Genomic DNA, 24,503 nt, shown 5'->3' with positions numbered 1-24,503 from the left:
CTCCAGTCTTGCGTCATGTATCCGCAATAGCATCGAGGATGCGCACAAGGCCATCGGGGTCCGAGAAGAACGGCGAGTGCCCGCTCTGCATGTCGTGGACGGTGCCCTCCGGCCAACCCTCGGTCATGGCGCGCTGGTAGGAGGGCTTAACCGTCCGGTCCTCGAGGCAGCGGATGTAGTGGCGCGGGATGTCAGGCAGATCGAAGTCCAGAACCTCCTGCATGATCGCCACCGGCTGCGGCGACAGGCGCGGCAGGGCGAAGGCCACGTCCTCCGCCGAGCACCCGGAATAAAACACAGGTCCCGCCCGGTCGAGCACGGGGGTCGTCACGCCCCGGTCGCGATGCCCTTCCTGCGCCGCGACCAGTTCGTCCGTCACCGCGTCGCGGCGATAGGACGAGGCCGCCACGCCGGGCGGCGGCACGAAGGCGCAGAGATAGACGAGCGCACCCGCGAGGTCCGGCCGTGCCGCCGCAGCCAGCGTGATCGTCAGCCCTCCGAGAGAGTGGCCGACGAGGACCGTCTGAGGCTCCAGGTGCTCGACCGCCCGCGCGACGTAATCGGAGATGGTGACACCCTCGGGCGCGGTCGGGTCGTCTCCGTGAGACGGAAGGTCGATCGCCACGGCTTCGTGGCCGTGCGCCTCGAGGAGCGGCACGACCTTGTGCCAGCACCACGCCCCGTGCATCGCGCCGTGGATCAGCAGGAAGCGCGCCATCCTACATGTCGAGGAAGACGGTCTCGCCCTCGCCCTGAAGCTTGATGTCGAAGCGGTAGCGGCTCGCGCCGTCCTTCTTCGCGATCAGCGTGGAAGCGCGGTTCTTCTGCTCGATGCGCGACAGGACCGGGTCGCCCGCGTTGTCCTCGTCGTCGAAGTAGATGCGCGTCTGAAGGCCCACGTTGATGCCCCGCGCCGCGATCCAGAGCGCGATGTGAGGCGCCTGCCCGCCGGCGCGGCCCGGTTTGACGGTGCGCAGGGTGAACAGCCCGGTGTCCTTGTCGGCCGCGAAACGGCAGAAGCCGTTGACCTTGGGGTCGGCGCCCTCCTGTCCGGGATAGCGACCCTCGGCGTCGGCCTGCCAGCTTTCGATCATCGCGTCGCGCAGCGCCCAGCCGGTTCCGTCGAAGACCTCGCCCGAAATCTCGATGATTTCGCCCTTCGCGCCCTCCTCGATGGCGCGCTTGCCCAGATCCTCGGGGTATACGCCCTCGAGCCCGGCGAAGGTCGGGATGCAGCCGATGTGGACATAGGGTCCGCCGGTCTGGCTGGCGGTCTCGCGGTGGCGCGTCAGGGGTTGAGGCATGTCACAGGCCCTCCGGGCGGTTCTCGAACATCGTCTGGCGGCGGCCGCGCAGCACGATGTCGAACTTGTAGGCGAGATAGTCCATCGGCCGCGATCCGGCCATGTCGAGGGGTGCCACGAGGCTGTCGAGCTGGCCCCGGTCCTTGACTGTGTGCGCGATTGGGCAGAGGTCGATCAGCGGATCGCCCTGGAAATACATCTGGGTGATCAGCCGCTGCCCGAAGCCCGAGCCGAAGACCGAGACGTGGATGTGCATGGGCCGCCAGTCGTTGCCCCGGTTCGGCCAGGGATAGGCGCCAGGGCGAATGGTCAGGAATTCGTAGTACCCCTCGTCGTCCGTCAGGGTCCGTCCGCACCCGCCGAAGTTGGGGTCGAGCGGCGCGAAGTAGGTGTCCCGGATATGGCGATAGCGCCCGCCCGCGTTGGCCTGCCAGATCTCGACCAGTGTGTTCGGAACGGCGCGCCCGGTCTCGTCGATGACGCGGCCGTGCATGCGGATGCGCTCGCCCACGGCAGGGGCCTTACCTTGGGTGAAGTTCAGGATCAGGTTGTTGTCGAGCGGCCCGATCAGGTCGTGGCCGAAGGTCGGACCCGTGTTCTCGGTCACCGTCGCGTCGAGCGACAGAAGCGCATTGCGCGGCGAGCGGACGACCGAGGTCTTGTAGCCCGGATCGTAGGGCTCGGGATGCGCGGTCCGGTCGCGCGGGATCAGGGTGCCGCTCATGCGTTGTCCTCCATTTCCTTGAACGTGGTCTTGGCCAGCTTGATGGCGTGGTTCGCTTTCGGCACGCCGGCATAGACCGCGACGTGCAGAAGCGCCTCGATCACGTCGGCCTCGGTGGCGCCGGTATTGCGGGTGGCGCGGATGTGCATCGGGATTTCCTCGAAGTTTCCCGTCGCCGCCAGAAGCGCGATGGTCAGCATCGAGCGTTCGCGCAGCGGGATCGTGTCGCGCGCCCAGACCGTGCCCCAGGCGCCTTCGGTAATCATCTCCTGGAAGGGCGCGTCGAAGTCGGTCTTCGCGGCCTCGGCCCGGTCGACATGCGCATCGCCCAGAACGCGCCGGCGGATGGACATGCCCTTGTCGTGATGCTCAGACATGGCCGATGTCCTTCAGGAAGCCCGTCAACAACAGCGCATACTCTTCCGGCTTCTCGACCATCGGCAGGTGACCTGCCCCGCGCATCAACTCGAAACGGCTGCCCTTGATGAGACCCGCCGTCTCGCGCACGAGGTCGGGCGGGGTCGAGCCATCCTCGCTGCCCGCGATGGCGAGCGTCGGCAGGGTCAGACCGGATGTCGGCGTGAAGAAATCCGTGCCCGAGATCGCGGCCGAGCAGCCGACATAGCCCTCGGCCGGCTGACGGACCAGCATGGCACGCCATGCCGCAAGTTCGGGCGTTGCGCGGAAGGCGGCCGAGAACCAGCGCTCCATGATGCTGTCGGCCAGCGACTCGATCCCGCCCGAGCGCACGGCAGCGATCCGGTCGTCCCACATCTGCGCGGTGCCGATCCTGGCCGCGGTGTTCGAAAGGACGATGGCGCGGATCTGGTCCAGCCGCTTCACCGCCAGTCCTTGCGCGATCATGCCTCCGATGGAGCAGCCGACGACGACCGCTTCGCGGACGTCCAACAGGTCGAGCAGCCTCTCGACGTCCGTGACGAGGGAGCCCATCGAGTAGGGGGCGGGCGGGCAGGACGACAGCCCGTGGCCGCGCTTGTCGCAACGGATCAGGCGGAGCGTGTCGGGCAGGTGCGGCAGCACGTCGTCCCAAAGCCGCAGGTCGGTGCCGAGCGAATTGAGGAAGACCACCGGCGCGCCGTCGCGCCTGCCGTCCTCGCGGTAATGGATGTCGACGCCGTCGAGCCGCGCGATCTGCATCGCCTGTCCTCCCCATGACACTTCAACCTCTACTGGTTGTCAGTGTCAATCAAAACCCCTCTGCACCGCGCGCGCCAGCATCGCCGGATCCGCGTTGCCGCCCGAGGTGAGCGCGATCACGTCGCCGTCGCCCTCGGCCCGAAACAGCGCTGCCGCGAGCGCGACCGCACCGCCGGGCTCCAGTGCGATCTTCAGGCGGATGAGCGCCGCCGCCATTGCCCGAAGCGCCTCGTCGTCCGTGACGGCGACCGCTGGTCCGCACAGCCGTGCCATCACCGGAAAGGTCAGCTTGCCCGGCGCGGGCGTCAGGATCGCGTCGCAGATCGACCCCGTGGCGCGCGCGTTCTTCTCGATCCGCCCTGCCGCCATTGAGCGTGCCACGTCGTCGAAGCCCTCGGGTTCGACCGGCCTGACCCGCAACCGCGGGGCCCGCGCCTCGAGCGCAAGTGCTATGCCCGAGGTCAGACCGCCGCCACCGCAACACACGAAAACGTCCGCCGCGCCGATCCCGGCCTCCGCCGCCTGCTCGGCGATTTCCAGCCCGCAGGTGCCCTGGCCCGCGATCACGCGGGCATCGTCGAAGGGCCGGATCAGCGTCAGCCCGCGTTCCTCGGCCAGCGCCTCGCCAATGGCGTCCCGGTCTTCGCGCTCGCGGTCGTAGAGGACGATTTCGGCACCATAGGCACGGGTGTTGACGATCTTCAGGTCGGGCGCGTCGGAGGGCATTACGATGACCGCCGGCACGCCCATTTCCTGCGCGGCGAGAGCAACGCCCTGCGCGTGGTTGCCCGACGAGAAGGCGAGGACACCCCGCGCCCGTGTCGCCGCGTCCAGTGACGACACCGCCGCCCGCGCGCCGCGGTACTTGAACGACCCGGTCTTCTGCAGGCACTCGGCCTTCACGAAGACCCGCCGCCCGGCCAATGCGTCGAGGAGCGGCGCATGGAGGAGGGGTGTCCTTACCGCATGCCCAGCCAGCCGTTCCGCCGCGGCTTCGATGTCGTCTATCGTCGTCATTCCAGTCGCCCGATCCATGTTCTGATCGCTTCCACCGCCTCGGGTTCGTCGAGGAAGGGCACATGTCCGCGCCCTGGCACTTCGGCGCGGATCAGGTCCGGCCGACGCCTCTGCATTTCGTCTGCCGTCTCGACGGACAGGAGGTCAGAGTTCGCTCCACGGACAAGCGCCACCGGCAGTCCCGCCAGAGCGTCGTAGAGCGGCCAGAGATCCGGCGTCGGACCCTCCTGCGGGGCAAGAAGCGCGTCGCGCAGCGCGGGGTCGTAGTTGATCCTCAGACCCTCCGGCGTCTCGTGATAGTGCTTGCGCACCTCCTCCAGCCAACGGCTGTCCGGCACGCCCTCGAACCCGGCCATCAGCGTCGCCCGCATCGCCGCAGCCTCGGCGTGGGTCTTCTGCGAGGGGTTGCGCCCGACATAGCCCTTGATGACCTCGAGCCCCTCGGGCGCCACTTCGGGACCGATGTCGACGAAGGCCACACCCGTCAGCCGGTCGCGGGCGATGGCCGCCAGCACAAGTGCTATCAGCCCGCCGCGCGAGGTGCCGAGGATCGCGGCCTTCGTCAGACCCAGGTGGTCGAGAAGAGCGATCGCGTCGCCGGCTTCGGTCGCGATGGTGTAGGTCGAGGCTCCCGTCCACTCCGACCGGCCGCGCCCGCGGTAATCCATGCGGATCAGGCGGACGCCCTTCAGGTGCGGCGCGAGGTAGTCGAAGTCGGTCGCGTTCCGCGTCAGCCCCGACAGGGCGAGGATCGGCACGCCGCCGCCCTCGTCGTCATAGGCGATCCGCGCGCCGTCGGGCGCCGTGAAGCTTGCCATCAGACCGACCCTGCCAGGTCCGGAATGCCTGTCAGGTCCGACAGGATCCGCTCCGGCCGCGCCGGCAGCCTGTCGACCGGTTCGCCCGCCCGGTTCACCCAGGCCGTGCGGAAGCCGTATCCCGCCGCTGCCGCGGCGTCCCAGCCGTTCGAGGACACGAAGAGCACCGCCTCGGGCATCGCCTTCATCCGTTCGCCGACAAGGTCGTAGACTGCACGCGCGGGCTTGAAGACGCCGACCTCTTCGACCGAGAGCACGGCGTCGAGGAACTCTCCCACGCCGGCGTGGTCCACCGCGCCCGCCAGCATCTCGGGCGAGCCGTTCGACAGGATCGCCGTCGCGAAGCCGCGCTGCTTCAGTTCCGCCAGCATTGCGGGCACCTCAGGATAGGCCGGAAGCTCCCAGTAGAGCGCCAGAAGCCTCTCCCGCATCTCGGCATCGTCCAGCCCCGAGGCCTCCATCGCCCAGTCGAGCCCGTCCTGCGTGACCTGCCAGAAGTCCGCGTGCTGGCCCATCACAGCCCGCAGCCAGGTGTACTGCAACTGCTTCGACCGCCAATCGGCCGCAAGCTTGGGCCAGACCTTCGCCAGACGCGCGCCATCTGGTTCCTCCGCCGCGATTCTGGCGGCGGCGGCAACGTCGAAGAGAGTGCCGTAAGCGTCGAAAACACAGGTTGTTATGGGCATGGACGACCTCCTTCAGCGCCGACAGTGGCACGCCCCGCGTTCCGGCGGAACCCCGCGCGCGCGGGCCCGCGTAGGCCCCGGGGGTTTACACAGAGGCTCAGACATGTTGGATTCGGGCATCACCCGAGGGCGCGCCACGATGTGCGCCCGTCCAACAATCCCAGACTGAGAGACACGACATGCAAGAAGCCAAGACCGGCGACACGGTCCGCATCCACTATACCGGCACCCTCGACGACGGCGCGCCGTTCGATTCCTCGCAGGGGCGCGATCCGCTCCAGTTCACGCTCGGCACCGGCCAGGTGATTCCCGGTTTCGACGATGCCGTGGCCGGCATGGAGGTCGGCGAGCAGAAGACGGTCGAGATCCCGGCCGAGAAGGCCTACGGTCCCCACGATCCGAACGGCAAGCAGAACTTCCCGCGCGAGAAGGTGCCCTCCGACGTGCCGCTCGACATCGGCACGCGGCTTCAACTCGAGACGCCGTCCGGCCAGCCTGTCCAGGTCGTCGTAGCCGAGGTAACGGACGAGGTGGTCGTGCTTGACGCGAACCACCCGCTCGCCGGCAAGGACCTGACCTTCCAGATCGAACTCGTCGAGATCGTCTGAGGCATCAGCCTCCGTCCTGCATCGCAAGGCGGATCGCGGTCTGCACCGGCGACGCCGGATCCTGCGGACCGCGCGGAAGAAGCGGCGGCTGGGCCATGAAGCGCGGCCGCCGTCCCCTGAGAGCCTGTGCGGCGTGGACGATGAAGGGGTGGCAAAGCCAGACGGTGCCCGCTGCACCGGTGGCCGCCACCTCCTCGCAATCCGCCGTCGAGACATAGCCATCGGCCGACAACTCCCCCAGTGTCATTCCCTCGCCACCGCGAGACGCAAGCTCCCGCGCCACGATGCGATGGGAGCCGAGGCGCGGTCGGGTGAGTGCGTCGTCCGGCCCGGTGTCCGACAGAAGAAACAGCATGAGAAGCAGACGACGCGGCTTTCGGCATTGATGCGCCAGACGATGAAGTCTCCTGCGCATCGAACTCCAAACTCATGTCGACGAATTCCTGCACGCGGACCTCGCCCGACGCATTTCCTTGTCTGTCGGTCATGGTTTTATCTATTCCCGACAGGCCCGCAGACGGCAGGGCACTCCTGACTGGCTCGTGTCGCGCCGCGAACCGAAGTCCGTTCAGGCCAGAGGGAAGACGCTCGAGAACATCATCGGCCGGGGCCTGGCTTGACCGCGAATGGCGTCAAGGCGTCCGGAAACTCCCGCTGGAATCTCCGCCGCAACCGCGACAGTATCCGCGCCATGAACCGAGCGGACCTGACAGCCCTGACCGTCAAGCCGGACGCGACCGTCCGCGCGGCGATCGAAGCCATCGACCGGTCGCGGCGGCAGATCGCGCTGGTGGTGGACGACACCGGGCGTCTCGTCGCCACCGTGACGGATGGCGACGTGCGGCGCGGCATCCTGCGGGGCGTCGACCTCGACGGGCCGGTGTCGCAGGTGATGCACACCGCGCCCACCACCGTGACCGAGGGCGCGCCTGACGCCGAAACCCGCGCGCTCATCCGGGCGCGAAAGCTGCACCACGTCCCCGTCCTCGACGCCGAGGGCCGGCCCGTCGACCTCGCGACCGTCGAGGACCTCTTCGGGGTCACGCCCAAGTCCACGCGCGTCATCCTGATGGCGGGCGGTCTCGGCACGCGCCTCCGCCCCCTGACCGAGACGATCCCGAAGCCGATGATCGACGTGGGCGGGCGGCCGCTTCTGGAACAGATCATCGGCGTCTTCGCCGACCAGGGGTTCTGGCGCATCTCGATCTCGGTCAATTACCGCCGCGAGATGGTGCAGGAGCATTTCGGCGACGGCTCGGCCTTTGGCGTGTCGATCGACTACATCGAAGAGGACCGCGCCCTAGGCACCGCCGGGGCGCTGTCCCTGCTGAAGGAGCGTCCTGACGAGCCCTTCATCGTGATGAACGGCGACCTTCTCGTGTCGCTCCAGTTCTCCGAGCTTCTGGCCTTCCACCGCGAAAAGCGCGCCGACGGCACCCTCGTCGTGCGCGAGTACGAACAACAGGTGCCCTACGGGGTGGTCCGGGCCGAGGACGGCCTGATGACGGGCATCGAGGAGAAGCCCGTCGCGCGGCATTTCGTGAACGGAGGCATCTATGTCCTGTCGCCCCGGGCGCTGGACCACGTCCGCGAGGGCGAACCGCTGGACATGCCGACGCTTCTGACGCGTCTGCGTGACGCGGGCGGCCGTGTCGGCGTCTATCCTTTGCGCGACTACTGGCGCGACATCGGCCGGATCGACGATCTCGAGGCCGCGCGCTCGGATTTCGAAGACATCTTCAGGGGATGACCCTGGACACGCCATCGCTCACCATCGTGATCGGGCCGCAATCCTCGCATGGCCTGTCGCTGAACGCTCTCATCCGCACGCAGCGCCAGCGCCTGGCGAAGGCAGGACTGACGGCTCTCCCGAGCCGCATCGCCTCGCCGCTCATCCGCCGCAACCTCGACCTGCATCTTTCGGCCTCCGAGCGGGTCATCGATTTCTCGCGGGCGACAACGCCCCGTCCCGCCCTCCTGTCGGCCGTCAACCTTCTCGGTCCGCCCGAAACCGCACTGCACCGGGGCGAGCTTTTCCCCGACGCCGCAGCCGGGCTGGCGGGGCTGGGCGACCTCGCCGGCGCCGCACACCTTGTCCTGATGCCCGAACCTCTGCCGGACTTCCTGCTGGCAGCCGGGTCCGAGGTGCTGGAGGCCCGCGCCCGCCGGACGGTCTGGGAGACGCTTTACGAACTGTCCTGGGCCGACCTCGCGCGCGAGATCGTCGAAGCTGTCCCCGACGCGACGCTGACCGTCCTGACCCCGCGCGGCACCGCGACCCGTCCGCGCGAGGTGCTCGACCGCGTGTTCGGACCCGCCTCGTCGGCGCTGCCGGACCTCTACAGTCTCACGCGGGCGGCGATGACCGAAACAGGCACGGCCGTGCTCGATCGGATGCTGTTCGAAGGCACGCCGCCTCCGCTCGACGAGCTTCACACGGCTTTCCGGCGGCGAACCGACCGGGCCGACGTAGCCGCGCGTCTCGGCATCGACAAGGTCACGGGCATCCTTCTCGAACAACGCTTCGCCGAGGACCTCGACGCCATCGCCGCCCTTCCGAATACGGTCATCGTATGAGCCGGCGCGACCCTCGAACCCCGGCATGACGGTCGCCACGCGCCACGTCCGCTCGCTGCGGCTGGGCCTTCTGCCCGTTCTGGGCTCGGTCGCAACGCCGCGAGGCATCGTCGCGGCCCTGCCGGCCGGGACCTCGTCCGAGGCGCTGCGGCAGGCCTGTCCCGAGGTGTCGGGGCTGCGCCAGATCGGACGGGGCATCCTTGCCCGGCTGCCTCACGGCACGCTCGATGCCGACCCGGCGGAGGCCGAGCTGTTCGCCGGCAGGCGTACCCTCGTCGCGATCCGCAACGGCGAGACGGCGCGGGCCGCTTCCGACTGGCTGGCCTGCCATGCGCGTGAGACCGGGGCGGACGCCGCCCTGATCGTGGACCGCGACCCGCCCGGCGGGTCCTTCGCCAGCGACATTGCGGCCCTCGCCCCCGACTTGCCCGTCGTCGTCGTAACACTGTCCCGTCCCCTGGGCCTTGCCGATGCCCCCGACGCACGGCATCCGGCCCTTGCCCCAGGTGCGCCGCAGCGCGATCTGCCGCCGCCGGACGCCTGGCACGCGCCGCTGGGAGAGCTGACGCTCCATGAACTTCTCCACCACCGCTTCCTGTCGCGCGCTGCGGCGGTCGCGTTCTTCGACATCGGGGACCTTTGGCTTCCCGATCCCGACGGATCGCCCTTCGACCGCGTGCTGTCCGACCCCTCGCGGATCCTCTTCCTCCACGGGGTCGAGACCTATCCCTGGCGGCTGCGACAAGGGGCCGTGGCGCCCCATGCCGATCACATTGCCGTCCGCCGGAACGAACGGCGCTGGCTGACAAGCTGGGCCGCCGCGCCGGCCGGACTGCCCCAGGACGCGCTCTGGCTGCCGGTCCGCATGATGGGGGCCGAGGCGACCGACGCGCGCCCCGCGCAATTCCGCCGGGCCCTCGGCGTGACCTTCGCAGGTGTCGAGGTGAATCGCCTTGTCCGCAAGGCCGACCTCGTCGAGGATCCGGCGCTGGTCGACTGGCTGGCGCAGGCCTTCCCCGGCCACCAGCCGATCCGCCTGCCCGAGAAGAAGACCATCCCGCCGCGTCCTGCCTCGGCCCGCGTCACGGTGGTGACCGCGATGAAGAACGAAGGTCCCTTCATCCTCGACTGGATCGCGCACAACCGCGTCCTCGGCGTCGCCCGGCACCTCGTCTACACCAACGATTGCGCCGACGGCACCGACCGCCTGCTCGACGCCCTGTCCGAAGCGGGCGTCACGCGACGCGACAACCCCTTCCGCGAGACCGGCGGCGTGCCTCAACACGCCGCGTTCCGCGCCGCCGAGGACGAGGCGGCCGTCACCTCCTCCGACTGGCTGATGACGCTCGACGTGGACGAGTACGTCAACATCCACGCGGGCGAGGGGAGGCTGGCCGACCTCTTCGCCGCCGCGCCCGAGGCGCATGTCCTGTCGATGCCCTGGCGGCTGTTCGGCAACGCCGACCGCCATGCCTACGATGATCGCCCGGTGACGGAGTTGTTCACCCGCGCGGCACCCGCCTATGCCCCGCGCCCGCTTCAGGCCTGGGCCTTCAAGAGCCTCTTCCGCAACGAAGGTCTCTTCCGCCGTCTCGGCGTCCACCGCCCCAAGGGTCTTGTCGGCGACACGCAGGGTCAGATCCGCTGGATCGATGGGGCAGGGCGGCCCTTGCCGCCTGCAACCTGGCGCGCGGCCTGGCGGATGTCGAAGGCCAACTGGGGCTATGACCTCGTGACGCTGAACCATTACGCGGTCCGGACCTGCGAGAGCTTCCTCGTCAAGCGCGAGCGGGGCCGGGTGAACCACACCGACAGGGCGCAGGGCCTCGCCTATTGGTTCCGCATGAACCACAACGCCGAGGAAGAAACCTCGATCCTCCGCCTCTCCCCCCGCGTCGAGGCCGAGAAGGCGCGGCTTCTGGCCCTTCCGGGCGTCGCCGAAGCCCATGCGGGAGCCGTGGCCTGGCACAGCGCCCGCGCCGCCACCCTTCGTGCCGATCCCGCGAATGCGGCGCTGTGGGAGGCGATCACCTCGCCCCGGATGGAAAAGCTGTCGCGCATGACAACGAAGTTCGGCGCCGCCGTCTTTCTTACCGGTCCCGGCGTCATCCCGGACGAGATCGTGGCGCGCGATCCCGGCGAGCCGTTCTTCTGGACGACCGACTAAACGGGCGCCCGCTGCGTCGCGAGCTTCAGGCCGAAGCCTATGAAAACCACGCCGGTCACCAATTTGACACCGCGCTGGAACCCGGGACCCCGCGCCGCCTGCGACACCTTCGAGAACAGAAGGACCATCGACCCGAACCACAGCACGTTGATGCTGGAGTGGACCGAGACAAGCGCATAGGCCGCCGCCGCGCTCTCGCCGTGGCTGACGAACTGGGGAAAGGCGGCGAGGTAGAACATAGACACCTTGGGGTTAAGCGCGTTGGTCAGGAATCCCTCGACGAAGGCGCGCGCGAGAGTGCGTTCGCGCCGGGCGGGGGCAACCGCAACCTGTGAGACGCCGCCGCGCCATGCCGCGTGAAGCGCCTTGAGCCCGATCCAGACCAGGTAGGCGGCACCCAGAAGCTTGACCGCCGTGAAGGCCGCCGCCGATTGGACGAGGATCACCGAGATCCCCAGGATCGACAGCGTCCCGTGGACGTAGAAGGCCGCGACGAAGCCCGCGATGTTCGCGAACCCCGCCGACTTGCCCGAGGTGGGCACCGTCCGCGCGATCAGGACGCCGTTCGGTCCGGGCGACATCACGAGCAGAGCCGTCACCAGCGCGAAGGCGGTCAGTCCGGTCAGGTCCACGGGCGATCTCCTAAAGCCTGACCCTGTATTCCGGCACACCCCGCCCCGTCTCGGGCGCGGCAAAGGTCATGCCGTTGTGCGCCGACGCTGCCTTGTCCTCGACCGACAGCGCTTGAAGGGCCGTGGTGCAGAAGAGCGTCGACAGGTCCGCTCCTCCAAAGGCCGGGCAAGAGGAATGCGCGGCGTCGACGCGCACCTCGCGAAGGAAAGTCCCGTCCGGCGCATAGCAGGCCACCCGCCACGCTCCCCATTGCGCGTTCCACAGGTTGCCCTCGGCATCCGTCACCGCACCGTCGGGCCAGAGACCTTCTTCGGTCAGGTCCAGGAAAACCTCTGGGTTGCCCTCCGGCCATCCGAAGTCGGCTTCGAGCCTCACCCGCATGATCTTGCGTGTCGGGGTGTCCGCGAAATAGGCGTGCTTTCGGTCGGGCGAGAAGCAGATGGCGTTCGGGATCGAGATCCCGGGGAACATTTTCCGCAACGCGCCGCGATAATAGCGATAGATCGCGCCCTCGCCGTTCCGCGCATTCTGCTTCGCCATCGTACCGATCCAGAACCCGCCCCAGGGATCCGCGCGCCCGTCGTTCGACCGCGTCGTGGCGTCGCTCGCCTCCAGCCCCTCGACGTCCTCGCGCTTCTCGGTCTCGAGGTTCAGAAGGAACAGCCGCGTCTCGGAGGCGATCAGAAGCGTCGCGTCGTCCACCCAGCCCGCCGCCGAGACATGTTCGTCGAACTGGAGCGTGCGGGTCTTGCCCTTCTCCTGCGTGTGAAGCCGGTGGCCCACGATGTCGAACCAGAAAAGCTGACCCCGCGTCGGATGCCAGAGCGGCCCCTCGCCAAGCCCGCATCGCGTCGTGTCGAATATCTCGGGCATCACAGCGCCTCCCATGCCTGCACCGCCGCGCGCGCCTTTGCGGCGACTGCCTGTGGTTTGTCGCCCGGCTTGTAGAGGCTCGATCCCAGGCCAAAGCCATCGGCCCCGGCGCGCACCCATTCCGCGAAGTTCTCCGGTCCCACGCCGCCGACCATGTAGATCTGCGTCGCGTCCGGCAGCACCGCCCGCACCGCCTTCAGCCCTTCCGTCCCCGGCACGAAGGCCGGGAAGATCTTCAGCCCGTCCGCGCCGGCCTTCAGCGCCGCGAAGCACTCGGACGGCGTCAGGACGCCCGGAAAGCTCTGCAGTCCCGCCGCCTTCGTGGCGCGGATCACGTCCGCGTCGCAGTTGGGCGACACGACCAGCCGTCCGCCCGCGTCGCGGACCTCTTCGACATCGCGCACCGTCAGCACGGTCCCGGCACCGATCAGCGCATGGTGACCGACGGCATGGGTCATCCGCTCGATCGAGGTCATGGGGTGCGGCGAGTTCAGCGGCACTTCGATCCGGTCGATACCGGCTTCGATCAGCGCCTCGGCCACCGGTACCGCCTCGTCGGGGGTGATCCCGCGCAGGATCGCGATGATGGGTCGGCTCATGTCGTCTCCCTCAGCGTCTCATAGGCCTGCGCCAGCCCCGCCAGCGTGACCCTCGTCGCATCCGCCGTCTCGGCCACGACGCCCTCTGGCGCCAGCGCCGAGGCATAGAGCCGCGACAGCGAACCGGCCCCCACGACGGCGACCCTCTGCCCCAGCCAGTAGGGCCGGGCCGCCGTCAGTTCGGCCCCGATCAGCAGCCCCGACAGCCGAGCGCGCGCGGAGGCCGCCGACAGCCCCGCAAGCAGGCTCTCGGCACGCAGCGAAAACAGCCGTGCCGCCAGCGCCTCGGGCCGCGCCATCCCGTCGCGCACCGCGTCGGCGAAGGCGGCCTCGTCCCAACCGTCGCCGACCGAATGGCGCAGGACGGACTGGTTCGACAGCAGCGCGAAGATCTCTCCCGTCATGAAGGTGCGGAAGCTGATCACCTCGCCGGCCGAGACATGGACCCATTTCGTATGCGTCCCCGGCAGGCAGATCACCCCGTCGAAGCCCGGCGTCTGCGACAGGAAGCCTGCGATCTGCGTCTCCTCGCCCCGCATTACGTCCGCCGGCTGGGTCTGGCTGAGTCCCGGTAGGATCGCGACCGACAGGCGCGGATCCGACACGTCGGGCCGCACCGCCCCCTGACCGACGGGAGGGCAGGGAACCGCCGCATAACCGGCCTCGCGCCAGCCCTGTCGCGCTCCGGCCATGCCGCAGACGACGACCGGCGTCACGCCGCCGCCAAGCCAGTCGCCGATGAGGTCTAGAAGCGCGCTCTCGTAATCGCCGGGCGACAGCGACCCCATCCCGCGTTCAGACGACGCCTCGGCCAGCATATCGCGTCCGCGCATCGCCCAGGCGCGCAGGCTGGACGTGCCCCAGTCAACGGCGATCCATTCGGCGGCGATGCGGTCGGTCATGCGGCGGAGAAGGCGCGAAACCGCGCGGGAAATCAAGCGCGGTCGGGCAGCGCGGTGCGGACCTTCTTCGGAAGACCGGCGCGGACGATGTCGTACGAGGTCACGATCCGGTGCCTCAACTCGTCCAGGTCGCCATCCTCGGGCAGCTTCACCCAGCTTCGGTGGAAGTATGGCGCGCGCTCGCCGACGCCGGTCTCGATCAGCATTTCCGCCGTCTCGACGTCTGCGCATTTCACGGCCACGCCCGTCATCGCCGCGCCGATGCAGGCGAACATCTTGCCGCCCACCTTCCAGGCGTCATGCCCGCCGCCCCAGGGGTCGGACACCTCGGCCCCCGGAAGCTCCCGGCTGATCGCCGCCACCTGCGCGCGGAACGTCTCGTCTCCCATGTCGCCGACCCTAGCGGCCTCCGCGCGCCGCGTGTAGGGGAAACGGCATGACCGTCGAGTGCATCATCGAGGACGACCGCTGGCAGGCTGCGGGGATCGAAACGCTGGCGACTCGCGCCACCGACGCCACGCTTGCACACCTGGGCCTGAAGCCCGGTGACTGGGATATCGCCCTTCTGGCCTGTGACGACACGCGGATCGCTGCGCTGAACGAAGGCTTCCGCGACAAGGCGCAGGCCACCAACGTGCTGTCCTGGCCGTCCGAGGAACGCGGGTCCGAGGCCGAGGGGACGCCGCCAGAGCCGCCGTCCGGAGACCCCGAGCTTGGCGACGTCGCCATCGCCTTCGACACCTGCGCGCGGGAAGCCGCCGAGGCGGGTCTCAGCCTCGAGGGCCATGCGACGCACCTGATCGTTCACGGCACGCTGCATCTTCTGGGCTACGATCACATCCGCGATGGAGACGGAGACTTGATGGAATCGACCGAAATCGCGATACTTGCGGATCTGGGCATCGGGAACCCATATGGGGGTCACACCGTTTCCCGGATGACTTGTGATGGAAAGGATTGATGGGCGAAACCGAAGGCTCCTCTAACGCGGCGCAGGGCGCGCCGGACGAGGACGACAGTTCGAGAGGCATCCTGACACGCTGGTTGTCGGCCCTCAGCGGATCCACTGACAGAACGGACGAACCAGGCGAAGGTGCGATGATCTCCGCAGGCGACGGTTTCACCGGCGGTCTTGCGAACCTGACGCGGCTTCGCGTCGAGGACGTGATGATCCCGAAGGTCGAGGTCGTGGCGGTGCCTGTCGACATCGGCAAGGACGAGTTGGTCGAGGTCTTCCGCGAAAGCGGAATGACGCGCCTGCCCGTGTTCCGCGAGACGCTGGACCAGCCCATGGGCCTTGTCCACCTCAAGGATTTCGCGCTCCGCCACGGCTTCAACGGCTCGGGCGAGAAGTTCCAGCTTGGCCGGATGCTGCGTCCCCTGCTCTATGCTCCGCCGTCCATGCCGATCGGCGTCCTGCTCCAGAAGATGCAGACCGAACGTCTGCACATGGCGCTCGTCATCGACGAATACGGCGGCGTGGATGGCCTCGTCACCATCGAAGACCTCATCGAACAGGTCCTGGGCGAGATCGAGGACGAGCATGACATCGACGAGGCCGATCTCTGGACCAGCGAAGGCTCGAACGTCTGGCTTGCCCAGGCGCGCACGCCGATCGAGGATTTCGAGGACGCCATTGGCCACAAGATCCTCATCGGCGACGACGAGGAGGAGATCGACACGCTTGGCGGTCTTGTCTTCATGCTGGCGGGCCGCGTCCCGTCGCGGGGAGAGGTCATCAAGCACCCCGACGGTCTCGACTTCGAGGTCGTCGATGCCGATCCGCGTCGCATCAAGCGCCTGCGCGTCCGACTGAACATGGCGAAAGCGGCCGAGTGACCCTGGCCCACAGGCTGGGATCGCGGGCGGTCTTCGCGCTGCCCGCAGGCGCGCTCGCCGCCCTCGGCCATGCGCCCTTCGGTCTCTGGCCCGTCTCGCTCGCGGGCTTCGCCTGGCTCGCACTCATCGTCTCGCGTTCCGCGCGTCCCGTCAGCGCAGGTTGGCTCGGGGGTCTCGGCTACTTCGCCACGGCGCTGCACTGGATCGTCCAGCCCTTCCTGATCGACGTCGCGCGCCATGGCTGGATGGCGCCCTTCGCGCTGATCCTGCTCGCGGGCGGGCTGGGACTTCTTTGGGCCGCCGCCGCTTGGGTCGCCACGCGCACACGACCCCGCGCACTTGGCTGGGTCGCCGCACTCTCGCTGGCGGAACTGGCGCGGGGTTACATCCTGACGGGATTTCCCTGGGCGCTGCCCGCGTACGTCTGGGCCGACACGCCCCTGCGGCTGGCTTCGGCCTGGGTCGGACCCTTCGGACTGACGGCGCTGACACTTTTCGCCACGGCCCTTCCCGCCGCGACGCGCAGGCCGCTCTCGGGCACGGCCCTCGGCGCTCTCATCCTTGCGGCGGCCTTCGCTGCGGGCTGGACGCGATTTGACCTCGTCCCCGACCCCAGGGGCACCGTCCGGATCGTCCAGCCGAACGCGCCGCAGGACGAGAAATGGGACCCGGACCGCGCCCGCATCTACGTCGACCGTGCGATCCGCCTCAGCGGCGAACACGGCGCGCCCGATCTGATCGTCTGGCCCGAAAGCGCCATTCCCTGGCCGCTCGACATGGCGGGACCGATCCTCGAGGCGGCGGCCGACGCGGCAGGGCAGGCAAGCCTCGTCACCGGCATCAACCGCCGCACGCCCGACGGGCTCTGGTTCAACAGCCTCGTCCTCCTCGATGGCGAGGGCGAACTGGCCGACACCTACGACAAGGTCCACCTCGTCCCCTTCGGTGAATACATTCCGCTCAGGATCGACCTTCTGCGCTCGATGGCGGGCTTCTCGGGCTTCGGTTTCACGCCGGGCGAGGCCGTTCGCCTTGTCGACACACCGCTCGGGACGGCCTTGCCGCTGATCTGTTACGAGGCGATCTTCCCCCGCCACGGCTGGGACGCCGGACGTCCCGATTACCTCCTCCAGATCACCAACGACGCTTGGTTCGGCACCTTCTCGGGGCCCTACCAGCACCTGGATCAGGCCCGCTTCCGCGCGGCCGAGCAGGGGCTGCCGCTCATCCGCGCCGCGAACACCGGCATCTCGGCCGTGATCGACGCCACCGGCCGCGTGACCGCCTCGCTTCCCCTCGGCACGGACGGCCATCTCGACGCCGCCATGCCGCGGCCCCTGCCGCCCACGATCTATGCCCGGACCGGCGACCGCCCCACGGGTCTTATCCTTTTGTTAACGCTTGCCGTGCTCATCGTTGCGGGCCGCCGCAACGCCATTGCAAACCGGGCCTCTTCGTCGTAACCGCAGGGCACCGTCACAACGGCTTCCTGGCGTGACGGCGGAGCACCAGCGGAGCACGTCCCCATGAACCGGCAAGACTACATCTTCACCTCGGAAAGCGTCTCCGAGGGCCACCCCGACAAGGTCTGCGACCGTATTTCGGACGCCGTCCTCGACGCCTTCCTCACCGAAGAGCCCGAGGCGCGCGTGGCCTGCGAGACCTTCGCCACGACGGACCGCGTCGTCATCGGCGGCGAGGTGCGCGGTCCGGGCAACGTGATCCTCCGGGTCGAGGAGATCGCGCGCGACTGCGTCCGCGACATCGGCTACGAACAGCAGGGCTTCCATTGGGCGAACCTGAAAGTCGACAACTACCTTCACGCCCAGTCCGCCCACATCGCCAAGGGCGTCGACGCCGTCGGCAACAAGGACGAGGGCGCAGGCGACCAGGGCATCATGTTCGGCTATGCCACCGACGAGACGCCTGAGCTGATGCCGGCGCCGATCCAGTACGCCCACGCCATCCTCCGCCGTCTGGCCGAGGTGCGGAAGTCCGGGCAGGAGCCGACGCTGCGCCCCGACGCCAAGTCCCAGCTTTCGGTCCGCTACGAGGGCGGCCGCCCGGTCGGCGTCGCCTCAATCGTGCTGTCCACACAGCACGAGAGCGAGGACCAGACCTCGGACGACATCCGCGCCATCGTCGAGCCGTACATCCGCGAAGTCCTGCCCGAGGGTTGGATCGACGACAAGACGGAGTGGTGGGTGAACCCCACCGGCACCTTCGTGATCGGCGGACCCGACGGCGACGCTGGCCTCACCGGCCGCAAGATCATCGTCGACACCTACGGCGGGGCCGCGCCCCACGGCGGCGGAGCCTTCTCCGGCAAGGACCCCACCAAGGTCGACCGCTCGGCCGCCTACGCCGCGCGCTACCTCGCCCGCAACGTGGTCGACGCCGGCCTGGCGCAGCGCTGCCTGATCCAGCTCTCCTACGCCATCGGCGTGTCGAAGCCGCTCTCGGTCTACATCGACACCTTCGGCACGGGAGAGGTGGGCGAGGCCGCCATCGAGACCGCCATCCGCCAGGTCGCCGACCTGAGCCCCCGCGGCATCCGCCAGATGCTGAAGATGAACAAGCCCATCTACCAGCGCACCGCCGCCTACGGCCACTTCGGCCGCGCGCCGGACGCCGAAGGCGGATTCTCGTGGGAGCGGTCGGATCTGGCGGAGGCGCTGAAGGGGGCGGTGTGAGGCGTCCCAAGCCCTAGCACCTGCGAGGTTGCGCCTGCCCCAGCCCGCCTTTGTGCGGCCTGTCGATGTAGTCCTGGGGCGGGGTGGACAGCGCCTGCACGCAGGCCGCCGAACGTGCATGAACGTGTGAGTACCCGGCTCGAACACGGTGCGTCCATCTGTGGCGGCCTGATCGATCAGCTCCAGAAGCTTCGTCCAGGCTGGCGACGTCTCAACCGGCAGGTCCCTGTGAAATTCGAGGTCAGCTTTCGCGCGCGACCGAAAGCTGCCCAGAGAGACACATTTGCAGGCGGAGCGCTCGCCCGTCCGCGCCACGGCTTGGGCGTTCTTTGGTCGAGGGACAGGAGCCCTGACCCGTCGAGGATCTTGCCGAAAACTCGCTTCACCCGATCACACTACTGCCCGGCTCTCTGTTGCCAAGTGTCGTCAACGAAGATCTGCCGACGGCTCGCCCCCGCAGGTTGTGACCATCGGCGCGGCCCGCTATGCACGGTCAAGATGAGCCGCACTGGAGCGAAGGCCGTGCAATTCACAGTTGCCATCGACGGACCCGCCGCGGCGGGGAAGGGGACCATATCGCGGGCGCTGGCCGCGCACTTCGGTTTCGCGCATCTCGACACCGGGCTCCTTTACCGCGCCGTTGGGCGCAGGACGCTCGACGGGGTGCCCGCCGTCATCGCGGCCTCTACGCTGCGCATCTCGGACCTTTCGCGCACCGACCTCCGCACGCAAGAGGTGGCGCAGGCCGCAAGCGAGGTCGCCGCCAACCCGCAGGTCCGCGCGGCCCTCGTCGCCTTCCAGAAGGACTTCGCCCGGCGCGAGGGCGGCGCCGTTCTCGACGGGCGCGACATCGGCACCGTCATCTGCCCCGAGGCCGAGGCCAAGCTCTTCGTCACCGCCAGCGCCGAAATCCGCGCGCACCGCCGCTGGCTCGAACTCACGCAGGCGGGCCACGACGCAGACGAGGCGCAGGTCCTCGCCGACGTGAAGGCCCGCGACGCCCGCGACGCCGGCCGCGCCGACGCCCCCATGAAGCAGGCGCCCGACGCCATCCTCCTCGACACCTCGGACATGAGCATCGACGCCGCCCTCGAGACCGCGCTCGCCCATGTCCGCGACCGCAAGGAACGACACGCATGAAGACCACGACCCTCGGCGCAAACGGCCCCCGCGTCTCGCAACTGGGCGTCGGCGCCATGTCCTTTGCCGGCGTCTACGGCGATGCGACCGAGGCCGAAAGCCACGCTGTGCTCGACGCTGCGCGCGAGGCCGGCGTGACCCATATCGACACCTCGAACGTCTACGGCATGGGCCGGTCGGAGGAGATCATCGGCGCCTGGTTCGCCGCCCGCACCGGCGCCCGCGGCGAGACCACCATCGCCACCAAGGCGGGGATCACCCAGAAGGATGGCAAGCGCGCCTTCGACAACAGCCGCGCCCACCTCGAATCCGAGTTGGACGCCAGCCTCAAGCGCCTCGGCGTGGACCACGTCGACCTGTTCTATGTCCACCGGCTGGAAGCGGAGCGTCCCGTGGAGGACACGGCCGAAGGCCTGGCCGCAATCCTGAAGACCGGCAAGACCCGCGCCGTGGGCCTCTCCGAGGTTGCGCCCTCGACCCTGCGCCGCGCCGCTGCCGTGATGCCCATTGCCGCCGTGCAGTCGGAATACTCGCTCTCGACGCGCGCGCCTGAACTGGGCCTGGTGCAGGCCTGCCGCGACCTCGGCACCTCGCTTGTCGCCTTCTCGCCCGTGGGACGGTCGTTCCTGACGGATGCCCCTTTCCCGCACGACAAGGCGCAGGGCCTCGTCTTCACCAAGGCCAACCCGCGCTTTCTCCAGCCGAACTACGCCGCCAACATCGCCGCGACGGACCGCTTCCGCGCGCTGGCGCGCGACAGGGGCGAACCCGCCGCAGCTCTCGCCATCGCCTGGCTCATCGCGCAGGGCGACCAGGTCCTGCCGATCCCCGGGACCAAGTCGCGGACGCACTTCGCCGAACTGGTCCGCGGCACCGAGATCGACCTGACTCGCGAAGACATCGCCGCAATCGAAAAGGTGCTGCCCGTCGGATGGGCGCACGGCGACCGCTATTCGGCCGACCAGTGGGTCGGACCCGAACGCTACAGCTAGCCGCCCAGTTTCGTCAGACCCTAGGCAAGGATCAGCCCCAGCGCAGCGGCGATGCCCGACAGCTTGTGATCCTCGCGGAAGGCCTGAGGGAAGACTTCTATCGCAAGCGACGCCACGACCGCACCCGCTGCGAAGCAACTGATGAACGACAGCGTCGTGTCCGAGACGCCGGCGAGGGCGTAGTAACCCAGAAGAGGCGCACCGGCGAGAAGTGCGGCCGTCCCGGCCCATACGCCGATCGCCGCCCCTGCAATCTGCGAGGCCGAGGTGACGATGATAACCAGAATGACGGTCATGGTCTCGACGAGACGCGGCCAACCCTTTGCGGGTTCCGCCCCATGCCCTCCTCCGGGCCTTGCCAGCGAAGCGCATTCCGCCTATAGAGCGCGCGTCGAAGCGGCGGAACAGTCGTGAGCGCAGAGACTGGGCAGGGTCGGTCAACAGCCGACCCTTCTTGTTTCGCACCACGCCCGGATCGCCAGACCAACCCAAGACCGGCGGAGACAACCGCCCGGCCAGTGAAACCAAAGACAAAGGAAACGAAAAGCCACATGGCTCACAACACATCCATGGAGGAATTCGAGGCCCTCCTTAATGAAAGCCTCGACATCGACACCCCCTCCGAGGGGTCTGTCGTCAAGGGCCGGGTCATCGCCATCGAGGCGGGCCAGGCCATCATCGACGTCGGCTACAAGATGGAAGGCCGCGTCGATCTCAAGGAATTCGCGAACCCCGGCGAGACCGCCGAGATCCAGGTCGGCGACGAAGTCGAGGTCTATCTCGACCGTGTCGAGAACGCGCGGGGCGAAGCCGTCATCAGCCGTGACAAGGCCCGCCGCGAGGCCGCCTGGGACCGTCTCGAGAAGGCCTATGCCGACGAGCAGCGCGTCGAAGGCGCGATCTTCGGCCGCGTCAAGGGTGGCTTCACGGTCGACCTCGGCGGCGCCGTGGCGTTCCTGCCCGGCTCTCAGGTCGACGTGCGCCCGGTGCGCGACGCCGGCCCGCTCATGGGCATGAAGCAGCCGTTCCAGATCCTCAAGATGGACCGTCGCCGTGGCAACATCGTCGTGTCGCGCCGCGCGATCCTCGAAGAAAGCCGCGCCGAGCAGCGCGCCGAGGTCATCAGCCAGATCGAGGAAGGTCAGGCGGTTGACGGCGTAGTCAAGAACATCACCGAGTACGGCGCCTTCGTCGACCTCGGCGGTGTGGACGGTCTTCTGCACGTCACCGACATGGCCTGGCGCCGCGTCAACCACCCCTCCGAGATCGTATCGATCGGCGAGACGGTGAAGGTCCAGATCGTCAAGATCAACAAGGAGACGCACCGCATCTCGCTCGGCATGAAGCAGCTTCAGGCCGATCCGTGGGATGCCGTCGAGGCGAACTTCCCGCTCGGCTCGGTCCATCAGGGCCGCGTCACCAACATCACCGACTACGGCGCCTTCGTGGAGCTGGAGCCGGGGGTCGAGGGCCTCGTCCACGTCTCCGAGATGAGCTGGACCAAGAAGAACGTCCATCCGGGCAAGATCGTCTCCACCTCGCAGGAAGTGGACGTCATGGTGCTCGAGATCGACAGCGCCAAGCGCCGCGTGTCGCTCGGTCTCAAGCAGACCCAGCGCAACCCGTGGGAAGTCTTCGCCGAGACCCATCCGTCGGGTACTCCGGTCGAGGGTGAGGTCAAGAACATCACCGAATTCGGTCTGTTCATCGGTCTCGAGAACGACATCGACGGCATGGTTCACCTCTCCGACATCAGCTGGGACCAGCGTGGCGAAGAGGCGATCCAGAACTTCCGCAAGGGCGACATGGTCAAGGCCGTCGTCACCGAGGTCGACGTCGACAAGGAGCGCATCTCGCTCTCGATCAAGGCGCTCGACGACAGCTTCACCGAAGTCGTCGACGGCGTGAAGCGCGGCTCGATCGTCACCGTCGTGGTGACCGCGATCGAGGACGGCGGGATCGAGGTGGAATACGAGGGCATGAAGTCCTTCATCCGCCGCTCCGACCTCAGCCGCGACCGCTCCGAGCAGCGCCCCGACCGCTTCTCGGTCGGCGACAAGGTGGACGTCCGCGTCACCAACGTCGATCCCAAGACGCGCCGCCTCGGCCTCTCGATCAAGGCCCGCGAGATCGCGGAAGAGAAGGAAGCCGTGGAACAGTACGGCTCGTCCGACTCGGGCGCGTCTCTCGGCGACATCCTCGGCGCCGCGCTCAAGGGCGACGAAAAGTAAAAGACCGGATCAGCCGGTTCGAGAAGGCCCCGCTTCGGCGGGGCCTTTTCATGTTCACTGTCCCCATCCGCGAAACCATCGGTTTCTGCACATCAGGGCATCTATCCCGCCGCTCTTGCTCATGTCACAGCTTCACCGTTGGTAAGAGTATCGGGGGACGTAACGATGGCATCCAAACGCGGCGAAACCGCGGAACGCATTCTTGCGGCCGCCCGTGACATCGTTAAGTCCGACGGACCCGACCAGCTCACCTTCGATGCCGTCGCCGCCCGCGTGGGCGTGTCGAAGCAGGCGGTGCTCTATTGGTTCCCCAACAAGGCCCGGCTGATCGAGGCGCTCGTCCGCCCCGCGCTCGAGGCCGAAAGCGCCGCCGGCAAGGGCGCCATCTCGAAGAACCTGTCCGCCTCCGAAGCGATCCGCGCCTTCATCGGCGCCCTCGCCGTGTTCCACACCTCGGACCTCGACCGCTTCCGACTGATGTACGTGACGCCCCAGATCGGCCAGCGTCCCGGCCGCAACGGCACCATGCTGACAACCCTTGGCCGCATCCACCCGGCCACGACCGAGATGTACGACATCCTCGCCGCCAAGCTCGTCGACAAGGGCCGCTATGAACGCCTGATCGACGCCCGCCGTGCCTCCGCCGCGATGCATACCGCACTTCTCGGCCTCGTCCTGCGCATGTCGATGGCCCACGCGCTGAACGCACCGCTGCGCCTGCGCGAGGACGCACTCGTCGACGCCCTCGTCGACGTCATGGCGCCCCGCGCAGCCTGACGACGCCTCTTCACCCGCCGCGCGCGGCACCCTAGACTCGCGCCCCAGAGAGAGGGGAGGAGTCGATGGAAGACATTTCGGCAACCGAGCCCAGCCTGACGGCCCTGGCCGAGACCTATGGATCGGACAAGGGCGCGCGAAAGCACCGCTATACCGAACTCTACGACATGCTGTTCCGCCCCTTCCGGGACCGGCCTGTCTCGTTCCTCGAGATGGGCCTCCTGATCGGCGGACCCGAGCACGGCAAGGACGCCTCGCGCGAAACGCGCGATCTGCCGTCGATCCGCATGTGGCTCGACTATTTCTCGCAGGCCCAGGTCATCGGCCTCGACATCTCGGATTTCGCCTGGTTCCGCCACCCCAGGTTCCGCTTCGTCCAGTGCGACATGGACGACCGCGCCCTGATCGCCCGCGCGGCGCGCGAGATCGGCCCCGTCGACATCGCCATCGACGACGCCAGCCACGCCTCGCACCATCAGCAGAACGCCTTCCTCGAGATCTTTCCCACGATGCCGTCGGGGCCCCTCTACATCATCGAGGACCTGCGCTGGCAGCCCGAGACCTTCGAGAAGCCCGGCATCACCAAGACCGCTGCCCTGTTTCGCGGGTTCGCCGAGACCCGCACGTTCCGCCATCGCGATCCGGATACCGAAGCCGCCTTTCGCGCAGTGGCTCCCATGATCTCGGGTTGCTTCGTCTTCCAGACCCACTACACCAAGACCCGGCGCAACCAGGTGGCGGTCGTTCACAAGATCTGACGGGAGA

Annotated in this window: 28 protein-coding genes and 1 riboswitch; of the genes, 13 read left to right on the top strand and 15 right to left on the bottom strand. The window is 68.2% G+C overall.

The genetic code is table 11. From position 1 onward, the window contains the following. Positions 1–13: 13 nt before the first annotated feature. From EF888_RS17670 to EF888_RS17635, 8 genes are read right to left on the bottom strand one after another with little or no spacing between them, the layout of a single operon-like run. Complete coding sequence (locus EF888_RS17670; protein ID WP_109759546.1) at positions 14–718, bottom strand: alpha/beta fold hydrolase; 705 nt, start codon at positions 716–718, stop codon at positions 14–16. Position 719: 1 nt separating this feature from the next. Beyond that, positions 720–1,304 carry a protocatechuate 3,4-dioxygenase subunit alpha gene (gene pcaG, locus EF888_RS17665; protein WP_109759547.1) on the bottom strand — a complete coding sequence of 195 codons (585 nt, stop codon included), beginning with the start codon at positions 1,302–1,304 and terminating at the stop codon, positions 720–722. 1 nt (position 1,305) lies between these two features. Then, the gene (pcaH, locus tag EF888_RS17660) at positions 1,306–2,028 is read right to left on the bottom strand and encodes a protocatechuate 3,4-dioxygenase subunit beta (protein ID WP_109759548.1); all 723 of its coding nucleotides are present in this window, start codon (positions 2,026–2,028) and stop codon (positions 1,306–1,308) included. Further along, positions 2,025–2,405 carry a 4-carboxymuconolactone decarboxylase gene (pcaC, locus tag EF888_RS17655; RefSeq protein ID WP_109759549.1) on the bottom strand — a complete coding sequence of 127 codons (381 nt, stop codon included), beginning with the start codon at positions 2,403–2,405 and terminating at the stop codon, positions 2,025–2,027. The genes pcaH and pcaC overlap by 4 nt, the downstream gene beginning before the upstream one ends. Next, entirely contained in the window at positions 2,398–3,186 is a 789-nt protein-coding gene (pcaD, locus tag EF888_RS17650) for a 3-oxoadipate enol-lactonase (protein WP_109759550.1), read from the bottom strand. The genes pcaC and pcaD overlap by 8 nt, the downstream gene beginning before the upstream one ends. Positions 3,187–3,231: 45 nt before the next feature. Beyond that, positions 3,232–4,203 carry a threonine ammonia-lyase gene (locus tag EF888_RS17645; protein ID WP_109759551.1) on the bottom strand — a complete coding sequence of 324 codons (972 nt, stop codon included), beginning with the start codon at positions 4,201–4,203 and terminating at the stop codon, positions 3,232–3,234. Next, on the bottom strand, positions 4,200–5,021 hold the full coding sequence (locus EF888_RS17640; RefSeq protein ID WP_109759552.1) for an alpha/beta fold hydrolase: 822 nt from the start codon (positions 5,019–5,021) through the stop codon (positions 4,200–4,202). The genes EF888_RS17645 and EF888_RS17640 overlap by 4 nt, the downstream gene beginning before the upstream one ends. Next, positions 5,021–5,707 (bottom strand): haloacid dehalogenase type II, encoded by a 687-nt coding sequence (locus EF888_RS17635; protein WP_109759553.1) that lies wholly within the window; start codon positions 5,705–5,707, stop codon positions 5,021–5,023. Before EF888_RS17635 ends, EF888_RS17640 begins: the two co-directional genes overlap by 1 nt. A 179-nt stretch (positions 5,708–5,886) precedes the next feature. On the opposite strand from EF888_RS17635, the gene EF888_RS17630 reads away from it, so the two are divergent. Then, complete coding sequence (locus EF888_RS17630; protein WP_109759554.1) at positions 5,887–6,315, top strand: FKBP-type peptidyl-prolyl cis-trans isomerase; 429 nt, start codon at positions 5,887–5,889, stop codon at positions 6,313–6,315. A gap of 4 nt (positions 6,316–6,319) precedes the next feature. On the opposite strand, the gene EF888_RS17625 is transcribed toward EF888_RS17630, so the two are convergent. Then, on the bottom strand, positions 6,320–6,670 hold the full coding sequence (locus EF888_RS17625) for a hypothetical protein (RefSeq protein WP_146202998.1): 351 nt from the start codon (positions 6,668–6,670) through the stop codon (positions 6,320–6,322). A 336-nt stretch (positions 6,671–7,006) separates the two neighbouring features. Between EF888_RS17625 and EF888_RS17620 the strand changes: the two genes are divergently transcribed. Genes EF888_RS17620 through EF888_RS17610 form a run of 3 tightly spaced genes read left to right on the top strand, consistent with a single transcriptional unit; the run spans position 7,007 to position 11,059 of the window. After that, complete coding sequence (locus tag EF888_RS17620; protein WP_109759691.1) at positions 7,007–8,065, top strand: nucleotidyltransferase family protein; 1,059 nt, start codon at positions 7,007–7,009, stop codon at positions 8,063–8,065. Next, a complete protein-coding gene (locus EF888_RS17615; RefSeq protein ID WP_109759556.1) occupies positions 8,062–8,892 on the top strand; it encodes a hypothetical protein in 831 nt (276 codons plus the stop codon). Before EF888_RS17620 ends, EF888_RS17615 begins: the two co-directional genes overlap by 4 nt. A 25-nt stretch (positions 8,893–8,917) precedes the next feature. Continuing rightward, a complete protein-coding gene (locus EF888_RS17610) occupies positions 8,918–11,059 on the top strand; it encodes a glycosyltransferase family 2 protein (protein WP_109759557.1) in 2,142 nt (713 codons plus the stop codon). Here EF888_RS17610 and EF888_RS17605 read toward each other — a convergent pair. Genes EF888_RS17605 through EF888_RS17585 form a run of 5 tightly spaced genes read right to left on the bottom strand, consistent with a single transcriptional unit; the run spans position 11,056 to position 14,455 of the window. Continuing rightward, positions 11,056–11,691, bottom strand: coding sequence for a LysE family translocator (locus EF888_RS17605; RefSeq protein ID WP_241239721.1), 636 nt, complete (start codon positions 11,689–11,691; stop codon positions 11,056–11,058). The two genes, EF888_RS17610 and EF888_RS17605, sit on opposite strands and share 4 nt — an antisense overlap. 10 nt (positions 11,692–11,701) lie before the next feature. Next, a complete protein-coding gene (locus EF888_RS17600; RefSeq protein WP_109759558.1) occupies positions 11,702–12,565 on the bottom strand; it encodes an SMP-30/gluconolactonase/LRE family protein in 864 nt (287 codons plus the stop codon). Further along, positions 12,565–13,164, bottom strand: coding sequence for a 2-dehydro-3-deoxy-6-phosphogalactonate aldolase (locus EF888_RS17595; protein ID WP_109759559.1), 600 nt, complete (start codon positions 13,162–13,164; stop codon positions 12,565–12,567). Before EF888_RS17595 ends, EF888_RS17600 begins: the two co-directional genes overlap by 1 nt. Next, a complete protein-coding gene (locus tag EF888_RS17590; RefSeq protein WP_109759693.1) occupies positions 13,161–14,066 on the bottom strand; it encodes a 2-dehydro-3-deoxygalactonokinase in 906 nt (301 codons plus the stop codon). Before EF888_RS17590 ends, EF888_RS17595 begins: the two co-directional genes overlap by 4 nt. Before the next feature lie 32 nt (positions 14,067–14,098). Continuing rightward, entirely contained in the window at positions 14,099–14,455 is a 357-nt protein-coding gene (locus EF888_RS17585) for an MmcQ/YjbR family DNA-binding protein (RefSeq protein ID WP_109759560.1), read from the bottom strand. 47 nt (positions 14,456–14,502) lie between these two features. On the opposite strand from EF888_RS17585, the gene ybeY reads away from it, so the two are divergent. The 6 genes from ybeY (at position 14,503) to EF888_RS17555 (ending at position 20,730) form a co-directional block, all read left to right on the top strand. After that, positions 14,503–15,027 carry an rRNA maturation RNase YbeY gene (ybeY, locus tag EF888_RS17580; protein WP_109759561.1) on the top strand — a complete coding sequence of 175 codons (525 nt, stop codon included), beginning with the start codon at positions 14,503–14,505 and terminating at the stop codon, positions 15,025–15,027. Continuing rightward, a complete protein-coding gene (locus EF888_RS17575; RefSeq protein ID WP_109759562.1) occupies positions 15,027–15,905 on the top strand; it encodes a hemolysin family protein in 879 nt (292 codons plus the stop codon). The genes ybeY and EF888_RS17575 overlap by 1 nt, the downstream gene beginning before the upstream one ends. After that, entirely contained in the window at positions 15,902–17,368 is a 1,467-nt protein-coding gene (gene lnt / locus EF888_RS17570) for an apolipoprotein N-acyltransferase (protein ID WP_109759563.1), read from the top strand. The genes EF888_RS17575 and lnt overlap by 4 nt, the downstream gene beginning before the upstream one ends. 7 nt (positions 17,369–17,375) lie before the next feature. Beyond that, positions 17,376–17,424: riboswitch (SAM-SAH riboswitch) on the top strand. A 7-nt stretch (positions 17,425–17,431) separates the two neighbouring features. Beyond that, the gene (metK, locus tag EF888_RS17565) at positions 17,432–18,598 is read left to right on the top strand and encodes a methionine adenosyltransferase (protein WP_109759564.1); all 1,167 of its coding nucleotides are present in this window, start codon (positions 17,432–17,434) and stop codon (positions 18,596–18,598) included. A gap of 522 nt (positions 18,599–19,120) precedes the next feature. Then, positions 19,121–19,738 carry a (d)CMP kinase gene (locus EF888_RS17560; protein WP_109759565.1) on the top strand — a complete coding sequence of 206 codons (618 nt, stop codon included), beginning with the start codon at positions 19,121–19,123 and terminating at the stop codon, positions 19,736–19,738. Further along, entirely contained in the window at positions 19,735–20,730 is a 996-nt protein-coding gene (locus EF888_RS17555; RefSeq protein WP_109759566.1) for an aldo/keto reductase, read from the top strand. Before EF888_RS17560 ends, EF888_RS17555 begins: the two co-directional genes overlap by 4 nt. A 20-nt stretch (positions 20,731–20,750) precedes the next feature. Here the strand turns inward: EF888_RS17555 and EF888_RS17550 are convergent, their stop codons facing one another. Continuing rightward, complete coding sequence (locus tag EF888_RS17550; protein ID WP_109759567.1) at positions 20,751–21,026, bottom strand: hypothetical protein; 276 nt, start codon at positions 21,024–21,026, stop codon at positions 20,751–20,753. A gap of 255 nt (positions 21,027–21,281) precedes the next feature. Between EF888_RS17550 and rpsA the strand changes: the two genes are divergently transcribed. The 3 genes from rpsA to EF888_RS17535 all read left to right on the top strand — a co-directional run bounded on the left by rpsA (position 21,282) and on the right by EF888_RS17535 (position 24,496). Continuing rightward, positions 21,282–22,961: a 30S ribosomal protein S1 gene (rpsA, locus tag EF888_RS17545; protein ID WP_109759568.1), complete on the top strand. Its 1,680-nt coding sequence runs from the start codon at positions 21,282–21,284 to the stop codon at positions 22,959–22,961. 165 nt (positions 22,962–23,126) lie between these two features. Then, a complete protein-coding gene (locus EF888_RS17540) occupies positions 23,127–23,738 on the top strand; it encodes a TetR/AcrR family transcriptional regulator (protein WP_109759569.1) in 612 nt (203 codons plus the stop codon). A 65-nt stretch (positions 23,739–23,803) separates the two neighbouring features. After that, positions 23,804–24,496, top strand: coding sequence for a hypothetical protein (locus EF888_RS17535; protein ID WP_109759570.1), 693 nt, complete (start codon positions 23,804–23,806; stop codon positions 24,494–24,496). Positions 24,497–24,503 lie beyond the last annotated feature (7 nt).

This window comes from Silicimonas algicola (genome assembly GCF_003970735.1).
Lineage (GTDB): Bacteria > Pseudomonadota > Alphaproteobacteria > Rhodobacterales > Rhodobacteraceae > Silicimonas > Silicimonas algicola.
This window is presented reverse-complemented; position numbering and strand designations above follow the sequence as displayed.